At 65.0% G+C, this 15995-nt stretch carries 15 protein-coding genes; 9 read left to right on the forward strand and 6 right to left on the reverse strand.

Going from position 1 to position 15995, the window contains the following annotated elements; translation table 11 throughout:
* Positions 1-105: 105 nt before the first annotated feature.
* The 7 genes from AC1DNE_RS01225 (at position 106) to AC1DNE_RS01255 (ending at position 6261) form a co-directional block, all read left to right on the forward strand.
* A complete protein-coding gene (locus AC1DNE_RS01225) occupies positions 106-1290 on the forward strand; it encodes a lytic murein transglycosylase (protein ID WP_476765081.1) in 1185 nt (394 codons plus the stop codon).
* Between the two features lie 187 nt (positions 1291-1477).
* The gene (locus tag AC1DNE_RS01230) at positions 1478-1864 is read left to right on the forward strand and encodes a RidA family protein (RefSeq protein WP_441469789.1); all 387 of its coding nucleotides are present in this window, start codon (positions 1478-1480) and stop codon (positions 1862-1864) included.
* Positions 1865-2135: 271 nt separating this feature from the next.
* The gene (gene leuB / locus AC1DNE_RS01235) at positions 2136-3245 is read left to right on the forward strand and encodes a 3-isopropylmalate dehydrogenase (RefSeq protein ID WP_476765082.1); all 1110 of its coding nucleotides are present in this window, start codon (positions 2136-2138) and stop codon (positions 3243-3245) included.
* A 59-nt stretch (positions 3246-3304) separates the two neighbouring features.
* Positions 3305-3895: a hypothetical protein gene (locus AC1DNE_RS01240; RefSeq protein ID WP_476840886.1), complete on the forward strand. Its 591-nt coding sequence runs from the start codon at positions 3305-3307 to the stop codon at positions 3893-3895.
* 76 nt (positions 3896-3971) lie between these two features.
* A complete protein-coding gene (gene msrP, locus AC1DNE_RS01245; RefSeq protein ID WP_476765084.1) occupies positions 3972-4928 on the forward strand; it encodes a protein-methionine-sulfoxide reductase catalytic subunit MsrP in 957 nt (318 codons plus the stop codon).
* 84 nt (positions 4929-5012) lie between these two features.
* Positions 5013-5588: a methylated-DNA--[protein]-cysteine S-methyltransferase gene (locus AC1DNE_RS01250; protein ID WP_441469786.1), complete on the forward strand. Its 576-nt coding sequence runs from the start codon at positions 5013-5015 to the stop codon at positions 5586-5588.
* 121 nt (positions 5589-5709) lie between these two features.
* The gene (locus AC1DNE_RS01255) at positions 5710-6261 is read left to right on the forward strand and encodes an NADPH-dependent FMN reductase (RefSeq protein WP_476765085.1); all 552 of its coding nucleotides are present in this window, start codon (positions 5710-5712) and stop codon (positions 6259-6261) included.
* Positions 6262-6811: 550 nt separating this feature from the next.
* On the opposite strand, the gene AC1DNE_RS01260 is transcribed toward AC1DNE_RS01255, so the two are convergent.
* The 3 genes from AC1DNE_RS01260 to AC1DNE_RS01270 all read right to left on the reverse strand — a co-directional run bounded on the left by AC1DNE_RS01260 (position 6812) and on the right by AC1DNE_RS01270 (position 9909).
* Positions 6812-7702, reverse strand: coding sequence for a LysR family transcriptional regulator (locus tag AC1DNE_RS01260; RefSeq protein WP_149133170.1), 891 nt, complete (start codon positions 7700-7702; stop codon positions 6812-6814).
* A 144-nt stretch (positions 7703-7846) separates the two neighbouring features.
* The gene (gene trxB / locus AC1DNE_RS01265) at positions 7847-8812 is read right to left on the reverse strand and encodes a thioredoxin-disulfide reductase (RefSeq protein WP_476765086.1); all 966 of its coding nucleotides are present in this window, start codon (positions 8810-8812) and stop codon (positions 7847-7849) included.
* Between the two features lie 86 nt (positions 8813-8898).
* Complete coding sequence (locus tag AC1DNE_RS01270) at positions 8899-9909, reverse strand: mitochondrial fission ELM1 family protein (protein ID WP_441469783.1); 1011 nt, start codon at positions 9907-9909, stop codon at positions 8899-8901.
* Between the two features lie 77 nt (positions 9910-9986).
* Here AC1DNE_RS01270 and AC1DNE_RS01275 point away from each other — a divergent pair, with 77 nt between their 5' ends.
* On the forward strand, positions 9987-10451 hold the full coding sequence (locus AC1DNE_RS01275) for an Lrp/AsnC family transcriptional regulator (protein WP_441469782.1): 465 nt from the start codon (positions 9987-9989) through the stop codon (positions 10449-10451).
* Between the two features lie 142 nt (positions 10452-10593).
* Here the strand turns inward: AC1DNE_RS01275 and AC1DNE_RS01280 are convergent, their stop codons facing one another.
* Positions 10594-11091: a hypothetical protein gene (locus AC1DNE_RS01280; protein ID WP_441469781.1), complete on the reverse strand. Its 498-nt coding sequence runs from the start codon at positions 11089-11091 to the stop codon at positions 10594-10596.
* A gap of 177 nt (positions 11092-11268) precedes the next feature.
* Here AC1DNE_RS01280 and AC1DNE_RS01285 point away from each other — a divergent pair, with 177 nt between their 5' ends.
* Positions 11269-11880 carry a MarC family protein gene (locus AC1DNE_RS01285; protein WP_441469780.1) on the forward strand — a complete coding sequence of 204 codons (612 nt, stop codon included), beginning with the start codon at positions 11269-11271 and terminating at the stop codon, positions 11878-11880.
* A gap of 123 nt (positions 11881-12003) precedes the next feature.
* Here the strand turns inward: AC1DNE_RS01285 and greA are convergent, their stop codons facing one another.
* Together greA and carB are read right to left on the reverse strand one after the other, a co-directional pair.
* On the reverse strand, positions 12004-12477 hold the full coding sequence (greA, locus tag AC1DNE_RS01290) for a transcription elongation factor GreA (protein WP_441469779.1): 474 nt from the start codon (positions 12475-12477) through the stop codon (positions 12004-12006).
* Between the two features lie 105 nt (positions 12478-12582).
* Positions 12583-15900 (reverse strand): carbamoyl-phosphate synthase large subunit, encoded by a 3318-nt coding sequence (gene carB, locus AC1DNE_RS01295; RefSeq protein WP_441469778.1) that lies wholly within the window; start codon positions 15898-15900, stop codon positions 12583-12585.
* Between the last annotated feature and the right edge of the window lie 95 nt (positions 15901-15995).

Consider the following 15995-nt stretch of genomic DNA (forward strand, 5'->3'; position numbering starts at 1 on the left):
CCCCATAGCGGAATTCGCTTCTTCGTGCCGCCATTCTCGACGGTTAACCTCCATTAACCACAGCGACCTAGCCTGCCCGAGAATCTGTCCGAATCGGTGGAGACCATGCGCGTCTATCAACTGGCCTTGCCACTCGCCCTGCTTGCTTCCACGGCTTCGGCTCAAGGGAGCTTCCAGTCCTGCCTTGCGGGCCTGCGCTCGGAGGCGGCGGCCAAGGGCGTCTCGAGCGCGACCTTCGACCGGGCCATGGCCGGCGTCGAGCCGGACATGAAGGTCATCGAGGCGATGAACAACCAGCCGGAGTTCAAGACGCCGATCTGGGACTATCTCGGCACGCTGGTCGATGACGAGAAGGTGGCGGAGGGGCGCGCGATGATGCGCCAGCATGCTTCGACCCTTGCGGCGGCCGAGCAGCGCTTCGGCGTCGACCGCCATACCATCGCCGCCGTCTGGGGCGTCGAGAGCGATTTCGGCAAGGCGCGCGGCAAGATGCCTCTCGTCCAGGCTCTTTCCACCGGCGCATGCCTGGCGCCTCGCCGCAACGCCTTCTTCAAGGGCGAGCTGATCGCGACGCTGCAGATCATCCAGCGTGGGGACGTGCGCCCCGAACGGCTGTTCGGCTCCTGGGCCGGCGCCTTCGGCCACACCCAGTTCATCCCCTCGACCTATCTGCGCCTTGCCGTCGATGGCGACGGAGACGGGCGGCGCGATCTCGTCGACTCCATTCCCGATGCATTGCATTCGACCGCGAACTTCATGGCCAAGGCTGGCTGGGTGACCGGCGCGACCTGGGGCTACGAAGTGCGCGTGCCGGATGGGTATTCGGGTCCGACCGGGCGCAACCCCAAGCAACCGGTCTCGACATGGTCGGCGCGCGGCATCGTGAAATACGATGGCTCGCCGCTGAACGGCACAGGCAATGCCGGCCTGCTGATGCCGGCCGGTCGCAACGGTCCGGCCTTCCTCGTCTTCAAGAACTACGACGCGGCCTACAGCTACAACGGCGCGGATTCCTACGCGCTCGCCATCTCGCTGCTCTCCGACCGGCTGCGGGGCAAGCCGGGCGTGCAGGGCGAGTGGCCGACCGACGATCTGCCGCTCTCGCGCGAGCAGCGGCGCGAGCTCCAGCGCCTGCTGATCTCCCGCGGCTATAATGTCGGCGAGCCCGATGGCGCGGTGGGGTCGCTGACCCGGACGGCGATCAAGGAGATCGAGGGGAAGCTCGGCATGCCGCAGACCGGGCGGCCGGGCGAGAAGGTGTTGCGCGCGCTGAAGAGTGGGCGGGTCTAGCAGCCTTTCCAGAAAACGGGTGGCATCGGTTTTTCGGCAGGGCGAAGAACCGCGTCATCCCGGACAAGCCGCGTCGGCGGTGCCGACCCGGGATCCATGCCTGAGTCTGGACGACAGAGGCTCAGGCATGGATCCCGGGTCTCCCTTCGGTCGCCTGGGATGACCGGTGTTTCATTCGGAGAACCCCATGCGCCGCCTCATTTCCACCGGCTCGCCCTTCGAGCGTTCTTTCGGCTATTCGCGCGCCGTCATCGACGGGGATCTCGTCTTCGTTTCCGGTACGACGGGTTACAATTACGCGACCATGACGCTGCCGGAGGATGCGGCCGAGCAGGCGCGCAACATCTTCCGCACGATAAGCTCCGTGCTGGAGGAAGCGGGATCGTCGCTGTCGCAGGCTGTGCGGGCGCAGTACTTCGTCACCGACCGCAGCTATTGCGAACCGGTTCTCACGGTCTGCGGCGAGTTCTTCCGTGAGATCAGGCCCGCGGCCGGCATCTATGTCGTCGCCGGGCTGCTGAAGCCGGAGATGAAGGTCGAGATCGAGGTCACGGCAAGGCTGCCTAAGACCTGAAGCCGTTTAGAGGCTGTTGGAAACCCCTCAGCCCTCATCCTGAGGAGCGCCGCAGGCGCCGCGTCTCGAAGGATGCTCCAGATGTCTTCCGAGCCTTCTGAAACATCCTTCGAGACGCGCCTGCGGCGCCCCTCGGGATGAGGGCTCGGAGAGTTTATGAAGCGGCTCCTAGCCCGCACAGGGCAGGGCTGCATCGCGGCGCTTGCGTGCGTCGCCAGTCGCTCGTAATCACCCCGCCAACGCAAACACGCGACAAGGCGAGGCGACGATCATGGCGACCCACAAGCTCCTGCTGCTCCCCGGCGACGGCATCGGCCCCGAGGTGATGGGCCAGGTCGAGCAGATCGTGTCCTGGTTCGGCAAGCAGGGCCTCGCCTCGTTCGAGATCGAGAAGGGTCTGGTCGGCGGCGCGGCCTATGACGCGCACAAGGCGGCGATCTCCGAGGGCGACATGAAGCTCGCCCAGGACGCCGACGCCGTGCTCTTCGGCGCGGTCGGCGGCCCGAAATGGGCCGATGTGCCCTATCAGCATCGCCCGGAAGCCGGCCTGCTGCGCCTGCGCAAGGAACTCGGCCTGTTCGCCAACTTGCGCCCCGCGATCTGCTATCCGGCACTGGCCTCGGCCTCCTCGCTCAAGCCGGAGGTGGTCGAAGGCCTCGACATCCTGATCGTGCGCGAGCTCACCGGCGGTGTCTATTTCGGCGAGCCGAAGGAGATCGTCACGCTCGAGGACGGCTCCAAGCGCGGCGTCGACACCCAGCTCTACACCACGCCGGAAATCGAGCGCATCTCGCGCGTCGCCTTCGAGCTGGCGCGCACCCGCCGCAACAAGGTCTCCTCCGCCGAGAAGCACAACGTCATGAAGACCGGCGTGCTCTGGAAGCAGACGGTCACCGCGCTGCACGCCGCCGAGTACGGGGATGTCGAGCTCGAGCATGTGCTCGCCGACAACTGCGCCATGCAGCTGGTGCGCTGGCCGAAGCAGTACGATGTCATCGTCTGCGACAACCTCTTCGGCGACATCCTCTCCGACGTCGCGGCGATGCTGACCGGTTCGCTCGGCATGCTGCCTTCGGCTTCGCTCGGCGCCGAGGATCCGGCAACGGGCAAGCGCAAGGCGCTCTACGAGCCCGTCCATGGCTCGGCGCCGGACATCGCCGGCAAGGGCCTCGCCAACCCGATCGCGATGATCGGCTCCTTCGCCATGGCGCTGCGCTATTCCTTCGGCGCGGGCGAGGCGGCCGATCGGCTTGAAGGCGCGATTTCCGACGTGCTGGGTTCCGGCACCCGCACCAAGGACATCGCCGCGCCGGGCGCCAACGCGGTCTCGACCAGCGAGATGGGCCAGGCGATCATCAAGGCGCTGGAAGCGCGGGGCTGATAGAGCCATCGAAGCTGTCATGCTTACATGAAGCACTGATTCTCGCGAGGATGTGCTTCATGGGCTTGGCTCGCCGCTTTGGCGTCGTTGCATTGATTTTCGGCGCGGCTGTCCCGGCCTTCGCGCAAAGTTGTCCAAGCATCGACGCACGTTCACGCCTCGTGCTTGAGCGGCCGGATGCCTCTACAGAACTATCTGTGCGGCAGCCGCTGGTTGTTGCGGAGACCAAGTTCCGCAACGGATCATCGGTCAAGGTGACCTATTATCAGGGGCTGGTCGAGCTTGATCGCGCGCAGCGTGATCGAGTTTTCGTCTTCAAGCCGAAGAGCCCGCTCGACACATTTTTCCCCATCAAGCCAAACGCCGTTCTTCGTTTCGAGGCCGAGCACGGCGAGGAAGGCCAACAACTTCGGAAAGCCACTGTGGAGCTGGCTGTCGTTGGTGCTCGGAAGTTCAGCATCGGCAATTGCACGAGCACCGTCTGGCTTATCGAACGGCGCGTTCCCGGCAGTGGCAGTGAGATGCGGGTCACCGAAACCTACTATTACTCGGACGAATTCAAATCGATCCTGGCGCGCGAATATCCTGAGAATGGAGGGCGCCGCGATATCATCAGCTATACGCGGATGTCGCAGCAGTCAGGCGATTGACCTCGCCCCCTCGTGAATTGCCGTGACCCCGCTTTCGTGGCCTAACAACCGCCAACGAAAACGGAGTATGTCCGTCATGCTGATCAAGCGCCGTGCCGGCTGGGAAATGCCGGAAAACCAGGCCACGCCCGAGAGCGTGTTCCTCAACCGCCGTCAGTTGATGACTGCCGGCGCCGGGTTGATCGCGGGAGCCGCGTTACCGGGCCGTGCGATGGCCGAGGGAGCCGATCCCACGCTCGATCTCTATCCGGCCAAGCGCAACGAAGCCTACAAGCTCGACGTGGCGCTGACGAAAGAAGACGACGCGGCGAACTACAATAATTTCTACGAGTTCGGCATGTCGAAGGACATCGTCGATGCCTCGAAGCGCCTCGCCACGCGGCCCTGGACCATCCAGGTCGAGGGCCTCGTCGAAAAGCCCTTCGAGATCGGTTTCGACGACCTCGTGCGCAAGCTGCCGCTGGAAGAGCGGCTCTATCGTTTCCGCTGCGTCGAGGCCTGGGCGATGGCGGTGCCGTGGACCGGCATCCCGCTCGCATCCTTTGTGGCGCTGGCCAACCCGCTCTCGGGCGCGAAATACATCCGCTTCGAGACCTTCCTCAATCCGCGCGTCGCGCCCGGCCAGGGGCAGCGCTGGTATCCCTGGCCCTATACCGAGGGGCTGACGATCGCGGAGGCGACCAGCGAGCTGCCGCTTTTGGTGACCGGCATCTACGGCAAGCCATTGCCGACGCAGCATGGCGCGCCGATCCGGCTGATCACGCCGTGGAAATACGGCTTTAAGTCGGTGAAATCGATCCGCAAGATCAGTTTCGTCGCCGAGCGGCCGAAGACCTTCTGGGAGGGACTCCAGGCTTCCGAATACGGCTTCTGGGCGAATGTGAACCCGGCGGTGCCGCATCCGCGCTGGAGTCAGGCGAGCGAGCAGGTGCTGGGCTCGCGCGACCGGCGCCCGACGCTGATCTACAATGGCTATGGCGAGCAGGTTGCCGGCCTCTACAAGGGGTTGGAGAACGAGCGCCTGTTCATGTGAGGGGCAGCAGGTTTCGGGTGCCCCAGCCGCACCGGGCCATGGTAGCGTGAAGCCACCATGCAGTCGGAACGGCACGAAACGCCCATGGCCACCCAGCATTTCCATCTCTTCGACACCGCGATCGGCACCTGTGCGCTGGTCTGGGAAGGCGAGCGCTTCATCGGCGCGCAATTGCCCGAACGCGACGAGGATGCGGCGCACAAACGGCTGGCGCGGCGCTATCCGGAGGCTGAGGAGGCCGGGGCGACCGGGTTCGTCGCCGAGGCCGTGGCCGGCATCCGGGCGCTGTTCGATGGGGAGAAGCGCGATCTCGCCCATCTGCCGGTCGCGCTTGAGATGGTCTCCGACTTCAACCGCAAAGTCTACGAGGTTGCGCTCTCCATCCCGCCGGGCGAGACGTTGACCTATGGCGAGGTGGCGCAGCGCATCGGCGAGCCCGGCGCGGCGCGGGCCGTCGGCGTCGCACTCGGCCAGAATCCCTGGCCGATCATCGTGCCCTGCCACCGCGTGCTGGCTGCAGGCGGCAAGACTGGCGGCTTCTCGGCCGATGGCGGCGTCGAGACCAAGCTCAGGATCCTGACGATCGAGAAGGCGCGCACGAGCGCCGAGCCCGGCCTGTTCGGGGCGCTGCCGCTTGCGGCACGGCCTGCCCGACGCTGAGCCGCGCAATTACCTGTTTTCCTTAAAATCGCGCAATAGCGCGTTTGCAGCGAGGTCGCTTGCGAGGCGCGCACAGGGGCCGCTACTGTTCGGGCATTTCCACGCTTCTTCGAGAGATATCATGGCCAAACTCAAGCTCGCCGTCATCGTGGGCAGCAATCGTCGCGACTCGATCAATCGTAAGCTGGCCCAGGCGCTGGTGAAGCTGGGAGCGAACGCTTTCGACGCGTCCTTCGTCCAGATCGACGACCTGCCGATGTTCAACCAGGATCTTGAGGCCGAGCGGCCGGAGTCGACGCTCCGGCTGAAACGCGAGATCGAGGCGGCAGACGCGATCCTGATCGTGACGCCGGAACACAACCGCTCGATCCCCGCCGTGCTCAAAAACGCCATCGACTGGGCGTCGCGGCCCTATGGCCGGAATTCCTGGGCCAACAAGACGGTGGCCGTGACGGGCACCAGCGCCGGCGTGGTCGGTACTGCCGTGTCGCAACAGGAGCTGCGCATGATCCTGACCAACCTTGCCGGCGTCGTGGTTGGCGGGCAGGTCTTCATCACCTTCAAGGACGGCCTGATCGACGCCGAGCACAACATCGCCAATGAAGGCACGCGCGCTTTCCTGCAGGGCTTCCTCGATCAGTTCGCCGGGATCGCCGCCAAGCTCGCGGCCTGACGGGGCAGGCGCTTCCCGCAAACTTCCATCGCAGGCGTCGCCTTTCCGGGCGGCGCCTTTTTGCTGGCCAGTGGCGGGGCAAAAAAAAGGGCCGGCGTCCCCGAGGGGAGCCGGCCTTGAAAGTTTGAAACATCTGGCGAAACCGCCAAACATCTCAGAGGGGAACGGCTGAAACGAACTCAACGCCGGGAGGAGATTGCGGAGCCCGTTCCGAACAACCGTGAGTGCAATATCGGGCATCACCTGCCGTTTTGCAATGCAGCATAGTTTGGGTCCGCCATGCGTTATCTGCATGAGATAGTGGCAAATGGTACGAATTTGAGCTTAAATGATTGAGAAATATGCACTCATTGCACGCTCGCTTCGCTTGTGGGTACAATTTTAGGTCGTTGAACGGGGTGTTTTCGCTCTTTTGGTGGTTATCTGTCGTTTTCGATGTGCGGATTTGCGCAGGGATTGCGCCGTCCTGGTCACAAAACCGCCAGAATTGAAAACGGGCGCCGTAGGCGCCCGATTCAACTGCCATATCGAAGAAGAGGCAGGCCTGCTGTCAGTAGGTCCAGCGTTGGGCCTTCTGGATCAGGAAGTCACGGAAGACCTGGACGCGGGCGACCGACTTCATTTCTTCCGGATAGACCAGATAGCTTTCGAGCTGCGGCATCTCGGTCTCGCGCATCAGCTGCACGAGAGGGGAGCCGGTCTCGATCAGATAGTCGGGCAGCACCGCGATGCCGGCGCCCGAATCCACCGCACGCTTCATCGCGGTGATGTTGTTCACCGTCAGGTGGATCGGCCGCGGGTTGCGCTGGTCGCGCCCCATCGTGCCCAGCCAGTGCACCGCCGTCAGATAGGAGGGCGAGGTGCCGCCGAAGGACAGGATACGGTGGTTGTCCAGGTCGTCATAGGTCTTCGGCTCGCCGAAGCGCTTCACATAGGCAGGCGAAGCGTAGACGTGGAAGTGCACCGTGAAGAGCTTGCGCTGGATCAGGTCCGGCTGCTGCGGCTGGCGCAGGCGGATTGCGATGTCGGCCTCGCGCATCGACAGGTCGAGTTCCTCATCCGTGAGGATGAGCTCGACCCGGATGTCCGGATAGAGATCCATGAACTCGGCAAGGCGCGGGGTCAGCCAGTGGCCGCCGAGGCCGCGCGTCGCGGTCACCTTGAGCTCGCCGGAAGGGTGCTCGCGCGTTTCCGAAAGCTGCGAGCGGGTCCGCTCCAGGCGCTGCGTCATCTCGCGAGCCGCGCGCCAGAGCAATTCGCCCTGTTCCGTGAGGATCAGACCGCGCGTATGCCGATGGAACAGCGGCGCGCGCAGCTCCCGCTCAAGCGCCCCGATCTGCCGGCTGACGGCCGATTGACTCAAGCCCAGAACATCGCCAGCTTTGGTAAAACTGCCTGACTCCGCGACCGTATAAAAGATTCTAATGCGGTCCCAATCCACCGCGCTTCCCCCGCTATGCGTTTTTTGCATGATGGGGGATAAAGAGGCGGTGCGTCAATGTCCGTGTGACAAATGTCGCCCATTATCCGTACTTAATCTGGTTACACGTCCCATCAGATTCGGTGATGAGTACGGAAAAAGCGGCTATTCAGCCGCTTCTCGCTGGTCGAGCTCGCTCGCAGCGAGCCAACGCTCTGCATCGAGGGCGGCCATGCAACCCAGGCCGGCCGCCGTGACCGCCTGACGATAGTGCTCGTCGGTGACGTCGCCGGCCGCGAAGACGCCCGGAACGTTCGTCCGGGTCGTGCCGGGCTCGACATCGATGTAGCCCGATTCGCGCATCGTGAGCTGGTCGGCGAAGAGTTCGGTCGCCGGCTTGTGGCCGATGGCAATGAAGACGCCGTCGGCCTTCAGCTCGCTCGCCGCGCCCGTCTTGGTATTGGTCAGGCGCAGATGGGTGACGTTCGGCGGCTGCGTGCCGCCACAGATCTCGGCGATGGCGCTGTCCCAGACCACTTCGATCTTCGGATGCCTGAACAGGCGCTCCTGCATCACGCGCTCGGCGCGCAGGCTGTCGCGGCGATGGACCAGCGTGACCTTGCTCGCGAGGTTGGCGAGGTAGAGCGCCTCCTCGACCGCAGTGTTGCCGCCGCCGACGACCACGACCTCCTTGTTCCGGAAGAAGAAGCCGTCGCAGGTCGCGCAGGCCGAGACGCCGAAGCCCTGGAAGGCCTGCTCCGAGGGGAGGCCGAGCCATTTGGCCTGGGCGCCGGTCGCGATGATCAGCGCGTCGCAGGAATAGGTCTCCCCGCCATCGCCCCAAAGGCGGAAGGGGCGCTGCGAGAGGTCCACGCGGGCGATGTGGTCGGAGACCATCTTCGTGCCCATGTGCTCGGCCTGGGCGCGCATCTGCTCCATCAGCCAGGGACCCTGGATCACGTCGGCGAAGCCGGGGTAATTCTCGACATCGGTGGTGATCATCAGCTGGCCGCCGGCCTGCATGCCGGAGATCAGCACCGGCTCCATCATGGCGCGGGCGGCGTAGATCGCCGCGGTGTAGCCGGCGGGGCCGGAGCCGACGATCATGACGCGGGCGTGGGTGTGGGCCATCGTCTCAATTCCTCTCCTGCGGCCGGGCGCCGCGGCTTCGATCCGTCAGATACGGCGGCGCGGCGCCGAAACAAGAGCCATCGGGCTCAAGCCGCGCCCAGCCCCAGAACGGCCCGGTGGCGCTGCCAGCCCTGCCGTATCGCATCGGCGATGACGGGCGTGGAGTCTATCGGCTGGTAGCCCTCGCCTTCAAGGCGTCCACAGAAGCGATGCACAACGCCCTCGCGCTCCAGCGCCTGGATCAGCGCCGCGATCTTGGGATGGCCGCCTTGCGGCTCGAACACCAAGATCGGTGCGCCCGTCGCGGCGGCCTCGCCGATCATGTTGGTGGAATCGGCGGTTGCGACGATGGCATCGGCATTGGCGAGCAGGGCGAGATAGGGGTTCTCGCCCGAACCGTCCCACCACCAGCCGCCGTGACGGGCGAAGACGGTTGCGACGGCGGCGGCCAGTGCGGGGGAGGTGCGCCGGGAGGGCGAGCCCATCAGGGACGCGCCCGACCGTGCCAACGCGTCGAGCTGCCCGGCGAAGCGCTCGATATCGGCCGGCGTGAAGCGGTGATGGCGGCTGTCACCGCCGACCAGCACCGCGACGCGCGGCCTTGGCAGGCCGGCGACCGCCGCGGGCGGAGCAGCGCGCGCGGCAGCCAGCTTCTGCGGTGTCAGGCGGTGAGGGGATGTGGTGGTGACGAGGACATTGTCGCCGCGCAGCCGGTCATGCCCGGCAACCCAGATCAGGTCCGCGGCGGCGGGGCCGGTGCGCGGGTCCTTGAGGAAAACGGTATAGGTCGCGCCGTTCGAGACCTTCTTCAGCGTCCGCAGATAGGCGACGGCGCGCCGTCCCGAGGCGATCGCGACCTCCGGAAAGGGCGGGCTGAGGGGGCTTCCCGGCCGGTCCGGCGCCTCGCGTGGATCGATCGGGCCGCGCGGCATCAGCCAGGCCCACGGCTTGCGCGGCTTCACCCGGCGGATTTCCGGGGCGGCACCCAGCCGCTCGGCCACGCCGAGGCACTGCAACTCGTCGCCGGCCTTGCCGTCGCTCAGGACCCAGACGGTCGGCGTCGGATTTTCGTGCATGGCTGTCTGCGTCTGCGGCATGCGCCTTGTATCGCCCGTCGCTGCCGTCTACACCAGCCCGGCTTTTCTTTGAGGATACTTTGCCTTCGGGGATCTTCGTGCGTCCGAAACTCGACGATATCGACCTGCGCATCCTGCGCGAGCTCCAGGCCGATGGGCGCATGACCAATGTCGAGCTCGCCAGCCGCGTCGGCATTTCGCCGCCGCCCTGCCTGCGCCGCGTCAGGGCGCTTGAGGAAGCCGGGCTGATCCGCGGCTACCATGCCGATCTCGACGAGCGAAAGCTGGGCTACGAGGTGGTTTGCTTCGCTTTCGTGCATCTGGCGAGCCAGGCCGAAGCCGATCTCGCTGCGTTTCAGGGCCGTATCCGCGAATGGGCTACGGTGCGCGAATGCTGGACGCTCTCGGGGGACATCGATTTCGCGCTGAAATGCGTGGCGCCGGACCTGAAGGCCTTCCAAGATTTCGTCGGGGAACTGACGGCCATGCCGAATGTCCGCAACGTCCGCACCGCGCTCGCCCTCGACCGGGTCAAGGACGAGCCGATCGTGCCCTTCGGCTGAGCGGCTTCCGAGCATCCAGCCCCGCATCCTTCAAGACGCAACCTTCGGCTACTCCGCAGGATGATTCAGCTGGCTCCGGAGCCTCCTTCGAGACGCCGTTGGCAGTGCCTCAGAGCTCAAAAATGCTCCGAACGATCTGCATTCAGCCGACGTAGCGCTTGATCCAGTAGGCGTTGTTGCGGGCGAGCGCCTTCAGGCGAAGCTGATCGACGTCCGGCCGATACCAGGCGCCGGCGCCGCCGGAGAGTTCCGTCGACATGATCGGATAACTTGCAAGCTCGCGGCCTTTGCGATCGTAGAGCGTCGCGATGCTTTCCAGATAGTCATTGGAAGCCCCGCCATCGGACGGCTTGCCGCTGCCGCCGCCGCCGGCGTAGCTCGCCAGCCAGATGCTGCTGACGTTGACGACGAGGATCGTGCCGGCGCCGCGCTGCAGCGACGGGCCGAGCAGGTCGATGAGCGTGCGTTCGAGCTCGCTCTTCACGATCGCAACATTTTCGCCCCAGGCCTGGGTCACGGTTGGCGAGAACTGGATCTTGATCGCGCCGATCGGCACGGTCTGAGCGGAGGCGATGCCGGGCACCAGAGCCAACGCCGCGGCACCGAGCGAGGAAGCGAGAAACAGTCGACGCGTCATCATGGCCCGGGTCTCCAAATGCTTGCCGCTTCAATGTAGGTGCGCGGCTGAGATAGTCCATGGCAGCAGGCCCGCGCCTCATCTTCCCTCGATCTTGGTTGCCAAGATGTGTCGGGGTGCGGCTGCATATCCGCTATCGCCCGGGCATGCTCTATGAGGCGCGAGACGCGGGGGGATTCGATGGAACGCTGGTTGACGGAATTCGTGAAGCTCTGGGTGGTGATCGATCCGATCGGCACCCTGCCGGTGTTCCTGGCGGTCACGGCCGGGCTCAGCGCTGCAGCGGCGCGGCGCATTGCCATTCAGGGATCGCTCGTCGCCTTCCTCGTGCTGCTGTTTTTCGTCGTGCTCGGCCAGATCCTGCTGACGGCAATGGATATCGAGCTGAGCTCCTTCCAGATCGCCGGGAACATCGTGCTGTTCCTGTTCGCGCTGACGATGATCTTCGGCGAATCGAAACTTGAGGAGGATCAGAAGCTTCTGCGCTCCTCAGACCTCGAGAAGGCGGTCTATCCACTGGCAATTCCGAGCATCGCCAGCCCCGGCGCGATGCTGACCGTGATGACCATCACCGACAATTCGAGATTCAGCATCGCCGAACAGGCCGAGACCGTGGTTCAGATTGCGATTATCTTCGCCATCCTGCTCGGATTGCTGTTCTGCGCCTCGCGCATCATCGCCGTCATCGGCAATGCGGGTGCGAGCGTCATCAGCCGGGTGATGGGCCTTATCCTGGCGAGCGTCGCTGTGGACGGTATCATCAGGGCGGTGAAGATCGTCGTGATGGGGTGACGCCCGGCGTCGCCACGCCGGGTTCGCCCCGAACATCTCCGTGCTCGTTCATCACCGGCCGCGCCCGAAACACAAATGCTCGCCACCAGGGCGAGCATGGTGCTGTCTGCGGAGATGCTGAGCTCAGCGGAAGTCGACGCTGACGACCTCGTAGGATTTGCCGCCGCCGGGCGTGTTGACCTGGACGGAATCGCCGACCTTCTTGCCGATCAGCGCGCGCGCGATCGGCGAGCCGATCGAGACCTTGCCGGACCTGACGTCCGATTCCGGCTCGCCGACGATCTGGTAGCTCTTCTCTTCCTCGGTATCGTCGTCGATCAGCTTGACGGTCGCGCCGAACTTGATCGTGTCGCCGCCGAGCTTGCTGACATCGATGATGTCGGCGCGGCCGATCAGCGATTCGAGTTCCATGATCCGGCCTTCGTTGAGCGACTGCGCTTCCTTGGCCGCGTGATATTCCGCGTTCTCGGAGAGATCACCCAGCGCGCGCGCTTCGGCGATCGCCGTGATGATGCGCTGGCGCTGGACCTGCTGGCGGTCCTTCAGCTCGGCCTCCAGGGCGGCGAAGCCGCCCGCGGTCATCGGAACCTTTTCCATTCTTTCCGTCCCACAAGCTCCGAAAGCGCGGCCCACCGGCGGTAAAGTGACCGTCGGTGTCTCCGCGCTTCCGCTCAATTTTTGAACTTCGCCGCGAACGGCCTCTCAGGCCGCGCGTTCGAAGTATGACTGCAACGATCGTACTTCGAGATCGCCGCTGCAATAGGCCTTGATGCCCTCCGCGGCAGCGATCGCTCCGGCCAAGGTGGTATAATAGGGCACCTTGTGCAAGAGGGCTGTTCGACGGAGCGAACGGGAATCCGCAAGCGCCTGTGGACCCTCCGTGGTGTTGAAGATCAGCTGGATTTCGCCGTTCTTGATCGCGTCGACGACATGCGGCCGACCTTCCAGAACCTTGTTGATCCGCGCTGCGTCGATGCCCTGTTCCTGCAGCAGGCGCAGCGTGCCGCCGGTCGCGACGATACGGAAGCCGAGATCGGCGAGGATGCGCACGGAGGGGACGATGCGCGGCTTGTCGTCGTCACGCACCGAGACGAAGACCGTGCCCTTGACCGGCACCTTGGAGCCGGCGCCGAGCTGGCTCTTGGCGAAGGCGGTGTCGAAGGAGCGGTCGAGGCCGATGACCTCGCCGGTCGAGCGCATCTCCGGCCCGAGCAGGACATCGACGCCAGGGAAGCGCGCGAAGGGGAAGACCGCTTCCTTGACGCCGACATGGTCGAGCACCGCCGGCTTCAGGCCGAAGCCCGCCAGCGGCTCGCCGGCCATGATGCGGGCCGCGATCTTGGCGATCGGCTGCCCGATGACCTTGGCGACGAAGGGCACGGTGCGCGAGGCGCGCGGATTGACCTCGAGGACGTAGATCTCGCCGTCCTTGATGGCGTATTGCACGTTCATCAGGCCGCCGACATCGAGCGCGAGCGCCATCGCCTTGGTCTGGCGCTCCAGCTCGGCGATGGTCTCGGCCGAGAGCGAGCGCGGCGGCAGCGAGCAGGCCGAATCGCCGGAGTGGATGCCGGCTTCCTCGATATGCTCCATGATGCCTGCGATGAAGGCGTCCTTGCCGTCCGCGAGGCAGTCGACATCGACCTCGATCGCGTCCGACAGGTAGCGGTCGAACAGCAGCGGGTTCTTGCCGAGGACGGTGTTGATCTGGCCCGTCTTGTCGTTCGGATACTTGGCCTTGACCTCGGAGGGGATCAGCGAGGGCAGGGTGCCTAGCAGGTAGTCCTCGAACATCACCTCGTCGCGGATGATGGCCATGGCGCGGCCGCCGAGCACGTAGGAGGGGCGAACGACGAAGGGCAGGCCGAGTTCGCCGGCAATGATGCGGGACTGCTCGACCGAGTAGGCGATGCCGTTCTTCGGCTGCTTCAGGTGCAGCTTGTCGAGCAGGCGCTTGAAGCGGTCCCGGTCTTCCGCGAGGTCGATCGCGTCAGGCGAAGTGCCGAGGATCGGGATGCCCGCCTCTTCCAGCGCATTCGCGAGCTTCAGCGGGGTCTGGCCGCCGAACTGGACGATGACGCCGTGCAGCGTGCCGTTCTGCTTCTCGGTCTCGAGGATCTCGAGCACGTCCTCCGCGGTCAGCGGCTCGAAATAGAGCCGGTCGGAGGTGTCGTAGTCGGTCGAGACCGTCTCCGGGTTGCAGTTGATCATGATGGTCTCGTAGCCGGCGTCGCGCAGCGCGTAGCAGGCATGGCAGCAGCAATAGTCGAACTCGATGCCCTGGCCGATGCGGTTCGGACCGCCGCCGAGGATGACGACCTTCTTGCGATCGGAAGGATTGGCCTCGTCCGCCGTCTTGCCGGCGAAAGGCATGGCATAGCTCGAATACATGTAGGCGGTCGGCGAGGCGAACTCCGCCGCGCAGGTGTCGATGCGCTTGTAGACGGGGCGGACGTCGAGCGACTTGCGCAGCGCCCTGACCTCGGCCTCGGTCTTGCCCGCAACCGCGGCGAGGCGCTTGTCCGAGAAGCCCATCGCCTTGATCTGGCGGAAGGCGCCGGGCGTCTGCGGCAGGCCGAACTTGCGGATCTTCTCCTCGGTCTCGACGATGCCGCGCATCTGGGCGAGGAACCAGGGATCGATCTTGCAGCTCTCGTGGATCTCCTCGTCGCTGAAGCCAAAGCGCATGGCCTGGGCGACGTGGAGGATGCGGTCCGGCGTCGGCGTCGAGATCGCGGCCTTGATGGCGTTGCGGTCGTCGCCATGGCCGAAGCCCTCGATCTCGATCTCGTCGAGCCCGTCAAGGCCCGTTTCCAGCGAGCGCAGCGCCTTCTGCAGCGATTCCTGGAAGGTGCGGCCGATCGCCATGGCCTCGCCGACCGACTTCATCGCGGTCGTCAGCGTCGGCTCGGAACCCGGGAACTTCTCGAAGGCGAAGCGCGGGATCTTGGTGACGACATAGTCGATCGTCGGCTCGAAGGAGGCCGGGGTCGCGCCGCCGGTGATGTCGTTCTCGATCTCGTCGAGCGTGTAGCCGACGGCCAGACGCGCCGCGACCTTGGCGATCGGGAAGCCGGTCGCCTTGGAAGCGAGAGCAGACGAGCGCGAGACGCGCGGGTTCATCTCGATGACGATCATGCGGCCGGTGGCCGGGTCGATCGCGAACTGAACATTCGAGCCGCCGGTCTCGACGCCGATCTCGCGCAGCACCGCCAGCGAGGCGTCGCGCATGATCTGGTATTCCTTGTCGGTCAGCGTCAGGGCCGGCGCGACGGTGATCGAATCGCCGGTATGGACGCCCATCGGATCGAAATTCTCGATCGAGCAGACGATGATGCAGTTGTCCTTCTTGTCCCGGACGACCTCCATCTCGTATTCCTTCCAGCCCAGCACGCTCTCCTCGATGAGGACCTCGCTGGTCGGGGAGGCGTCGATGCCGCGCTCGACGATGTCGATGAACTCGCCCTTGTTGTAGGCGATGCCGCCGCCCGTGCCGCCCATGGTGAAGGAGGGGCGGATGATCGCGGGAAGGCCGATATCCTCGAGCGCGTCGAGCGCCTGGCCGAGCGTCTTGATGTGATGCGAGCGTGGGGTGTCGAGGCCGATCTTGGTCATTGCCTCGCGGAAGAGCTCGCGGTCCTCGGCCTTGTCGATGGCCTCGGCCGTGGCGCCGATCATCTCGACGTTGAACTTCTCCAGCACGCCCATCTTCTTCAGCGAGAGCGCGCAGTTCAGCGCGGTCTGGCCGCCCATCGTCGGCAGCAGCGCGTCGGGGCGCTCCTTCTCGATGATCTTGGCGACGATCTCGGGCGTGATCGGCTCGACATAGGTCGCATCGGCCAGGTCCGGATCGGTCATGATCGTCGCCGGATTCGAGTTGACCAGGATGATGCGGTAGCCCTCGGCCTTCAGCGTCTTGCAGGCCTGGGTGCCGGAATAGTCGAACTCGCAGGCCTGTCCGATGATGATGGGGCCGGCGCCGATGATCAGGATGGACTTGATGTCTGTGCGCTTGGGCATGATCTCGACCGGTCTTGCGGGCGCGCGCAAGGCCGGTCCGATCGGGCGAGCGGAGGCCTGGCGAACGTCTGAATGAATGCTAGGCGCTCGCTATA

Source organism: Allobosea sp. 05L423, assembly GCF_056397745.1.

Excerpts from the sequence above, each read along its gene's own strand:
- AC1DNE_RS01280 (WP_441469781.1), bottom strand. The coding sequence starts at position 11,091 with ATGATGACGCGTCGACTGTTTCTCGCTTCCTCGCTCGGTGCCGCGGCG.
- trxB (WP_476765086.1), bottom strand. The coding sequence starts at position 8,812 with ATGGCCCACACCCACGCCCGCGTCATGATCGTCGGCTCCGGCCCCGCC.
- msrP (WP_476765084.1), top strand. The coding sequence starts at position 3,972 with ATGCTGATCAAGCGCCGTGCCGGCTGGGAAATGCCGGAAAACCAGGCC.
- carB (WP_441469778.1), bottom strand. The coding sequence starts at position 15,900 with ATGCCCAAGCGCACAGACATCAAGTCCATCCTGATCATCGGCGCCGGC.
- AC1DNE_RS01285 (WP_441469780.1), top strand. The coding sequence starts at position 11,269 with ATGGAACGCTGGTTGACGGAATTCGTGAAGCTCTGGGTGGTGATCGAT.
- AC1DNE_RS01250 (WP_441469786.1), top strand. The coding sequence starts at position 5,013 with ATGGCCACCCAGCATTTCCATCTCTTCGACACCGCGATCGGCACCTGT.
- AC1DNE_RS01225 (WP_476765081.1), top strand. The coding sequence starts at position 106 with ATGCGCGTCTATCAACTGGCCTTGCCACTCGCCCTGCTTGCTTCCACG.
- AC1DNE_RS01230 (WP_441469789.1), top strand. The coding sequence starts at position 1,478 with ATGCGCCGCCTCATTTCCACCGGCTCGCCCTTCGAGCGTTCTTTCGGC.
- leuB (WP_476765082.1), top strand. The coding sequence starts at position 2,136 with ATGGCGACCCACAAGCTCCTGCTGCTCCCCGGCGACGGCATCGGCCCC.
- greA (WP_441469779.1), bottom strand. The coding sequence starts at position 12,477 with ATGGAAAAGGTTCCGATGACCGCGGGCGGCTTCGCCGCCCTGGAGGCC.
- AC1DNE_RS01240 (WP_476840886.1), top strand. The coding sequence starts at position 3,305 with ATGGGCTTGGCTCGCCGCTTTGGCGTCGTTGCATTGATTTTCGGCGCG.
- AC1DNE_RS01255 (WP_476765085.1), top strand. The coding sequence starts at position 5,710 with ATGGCCAAACTCAAGCTCGCCGTCATCGTGGGCAGCAATCGTCGCGAC.
- AC1DNE_RS01270 (WP_441469783.1), bottom strand. The coding sequence starts at position 9,909 with ATGCCGCAGACGCAGACAGCCATGCACGAAAATCCGACGCCGACCGTC.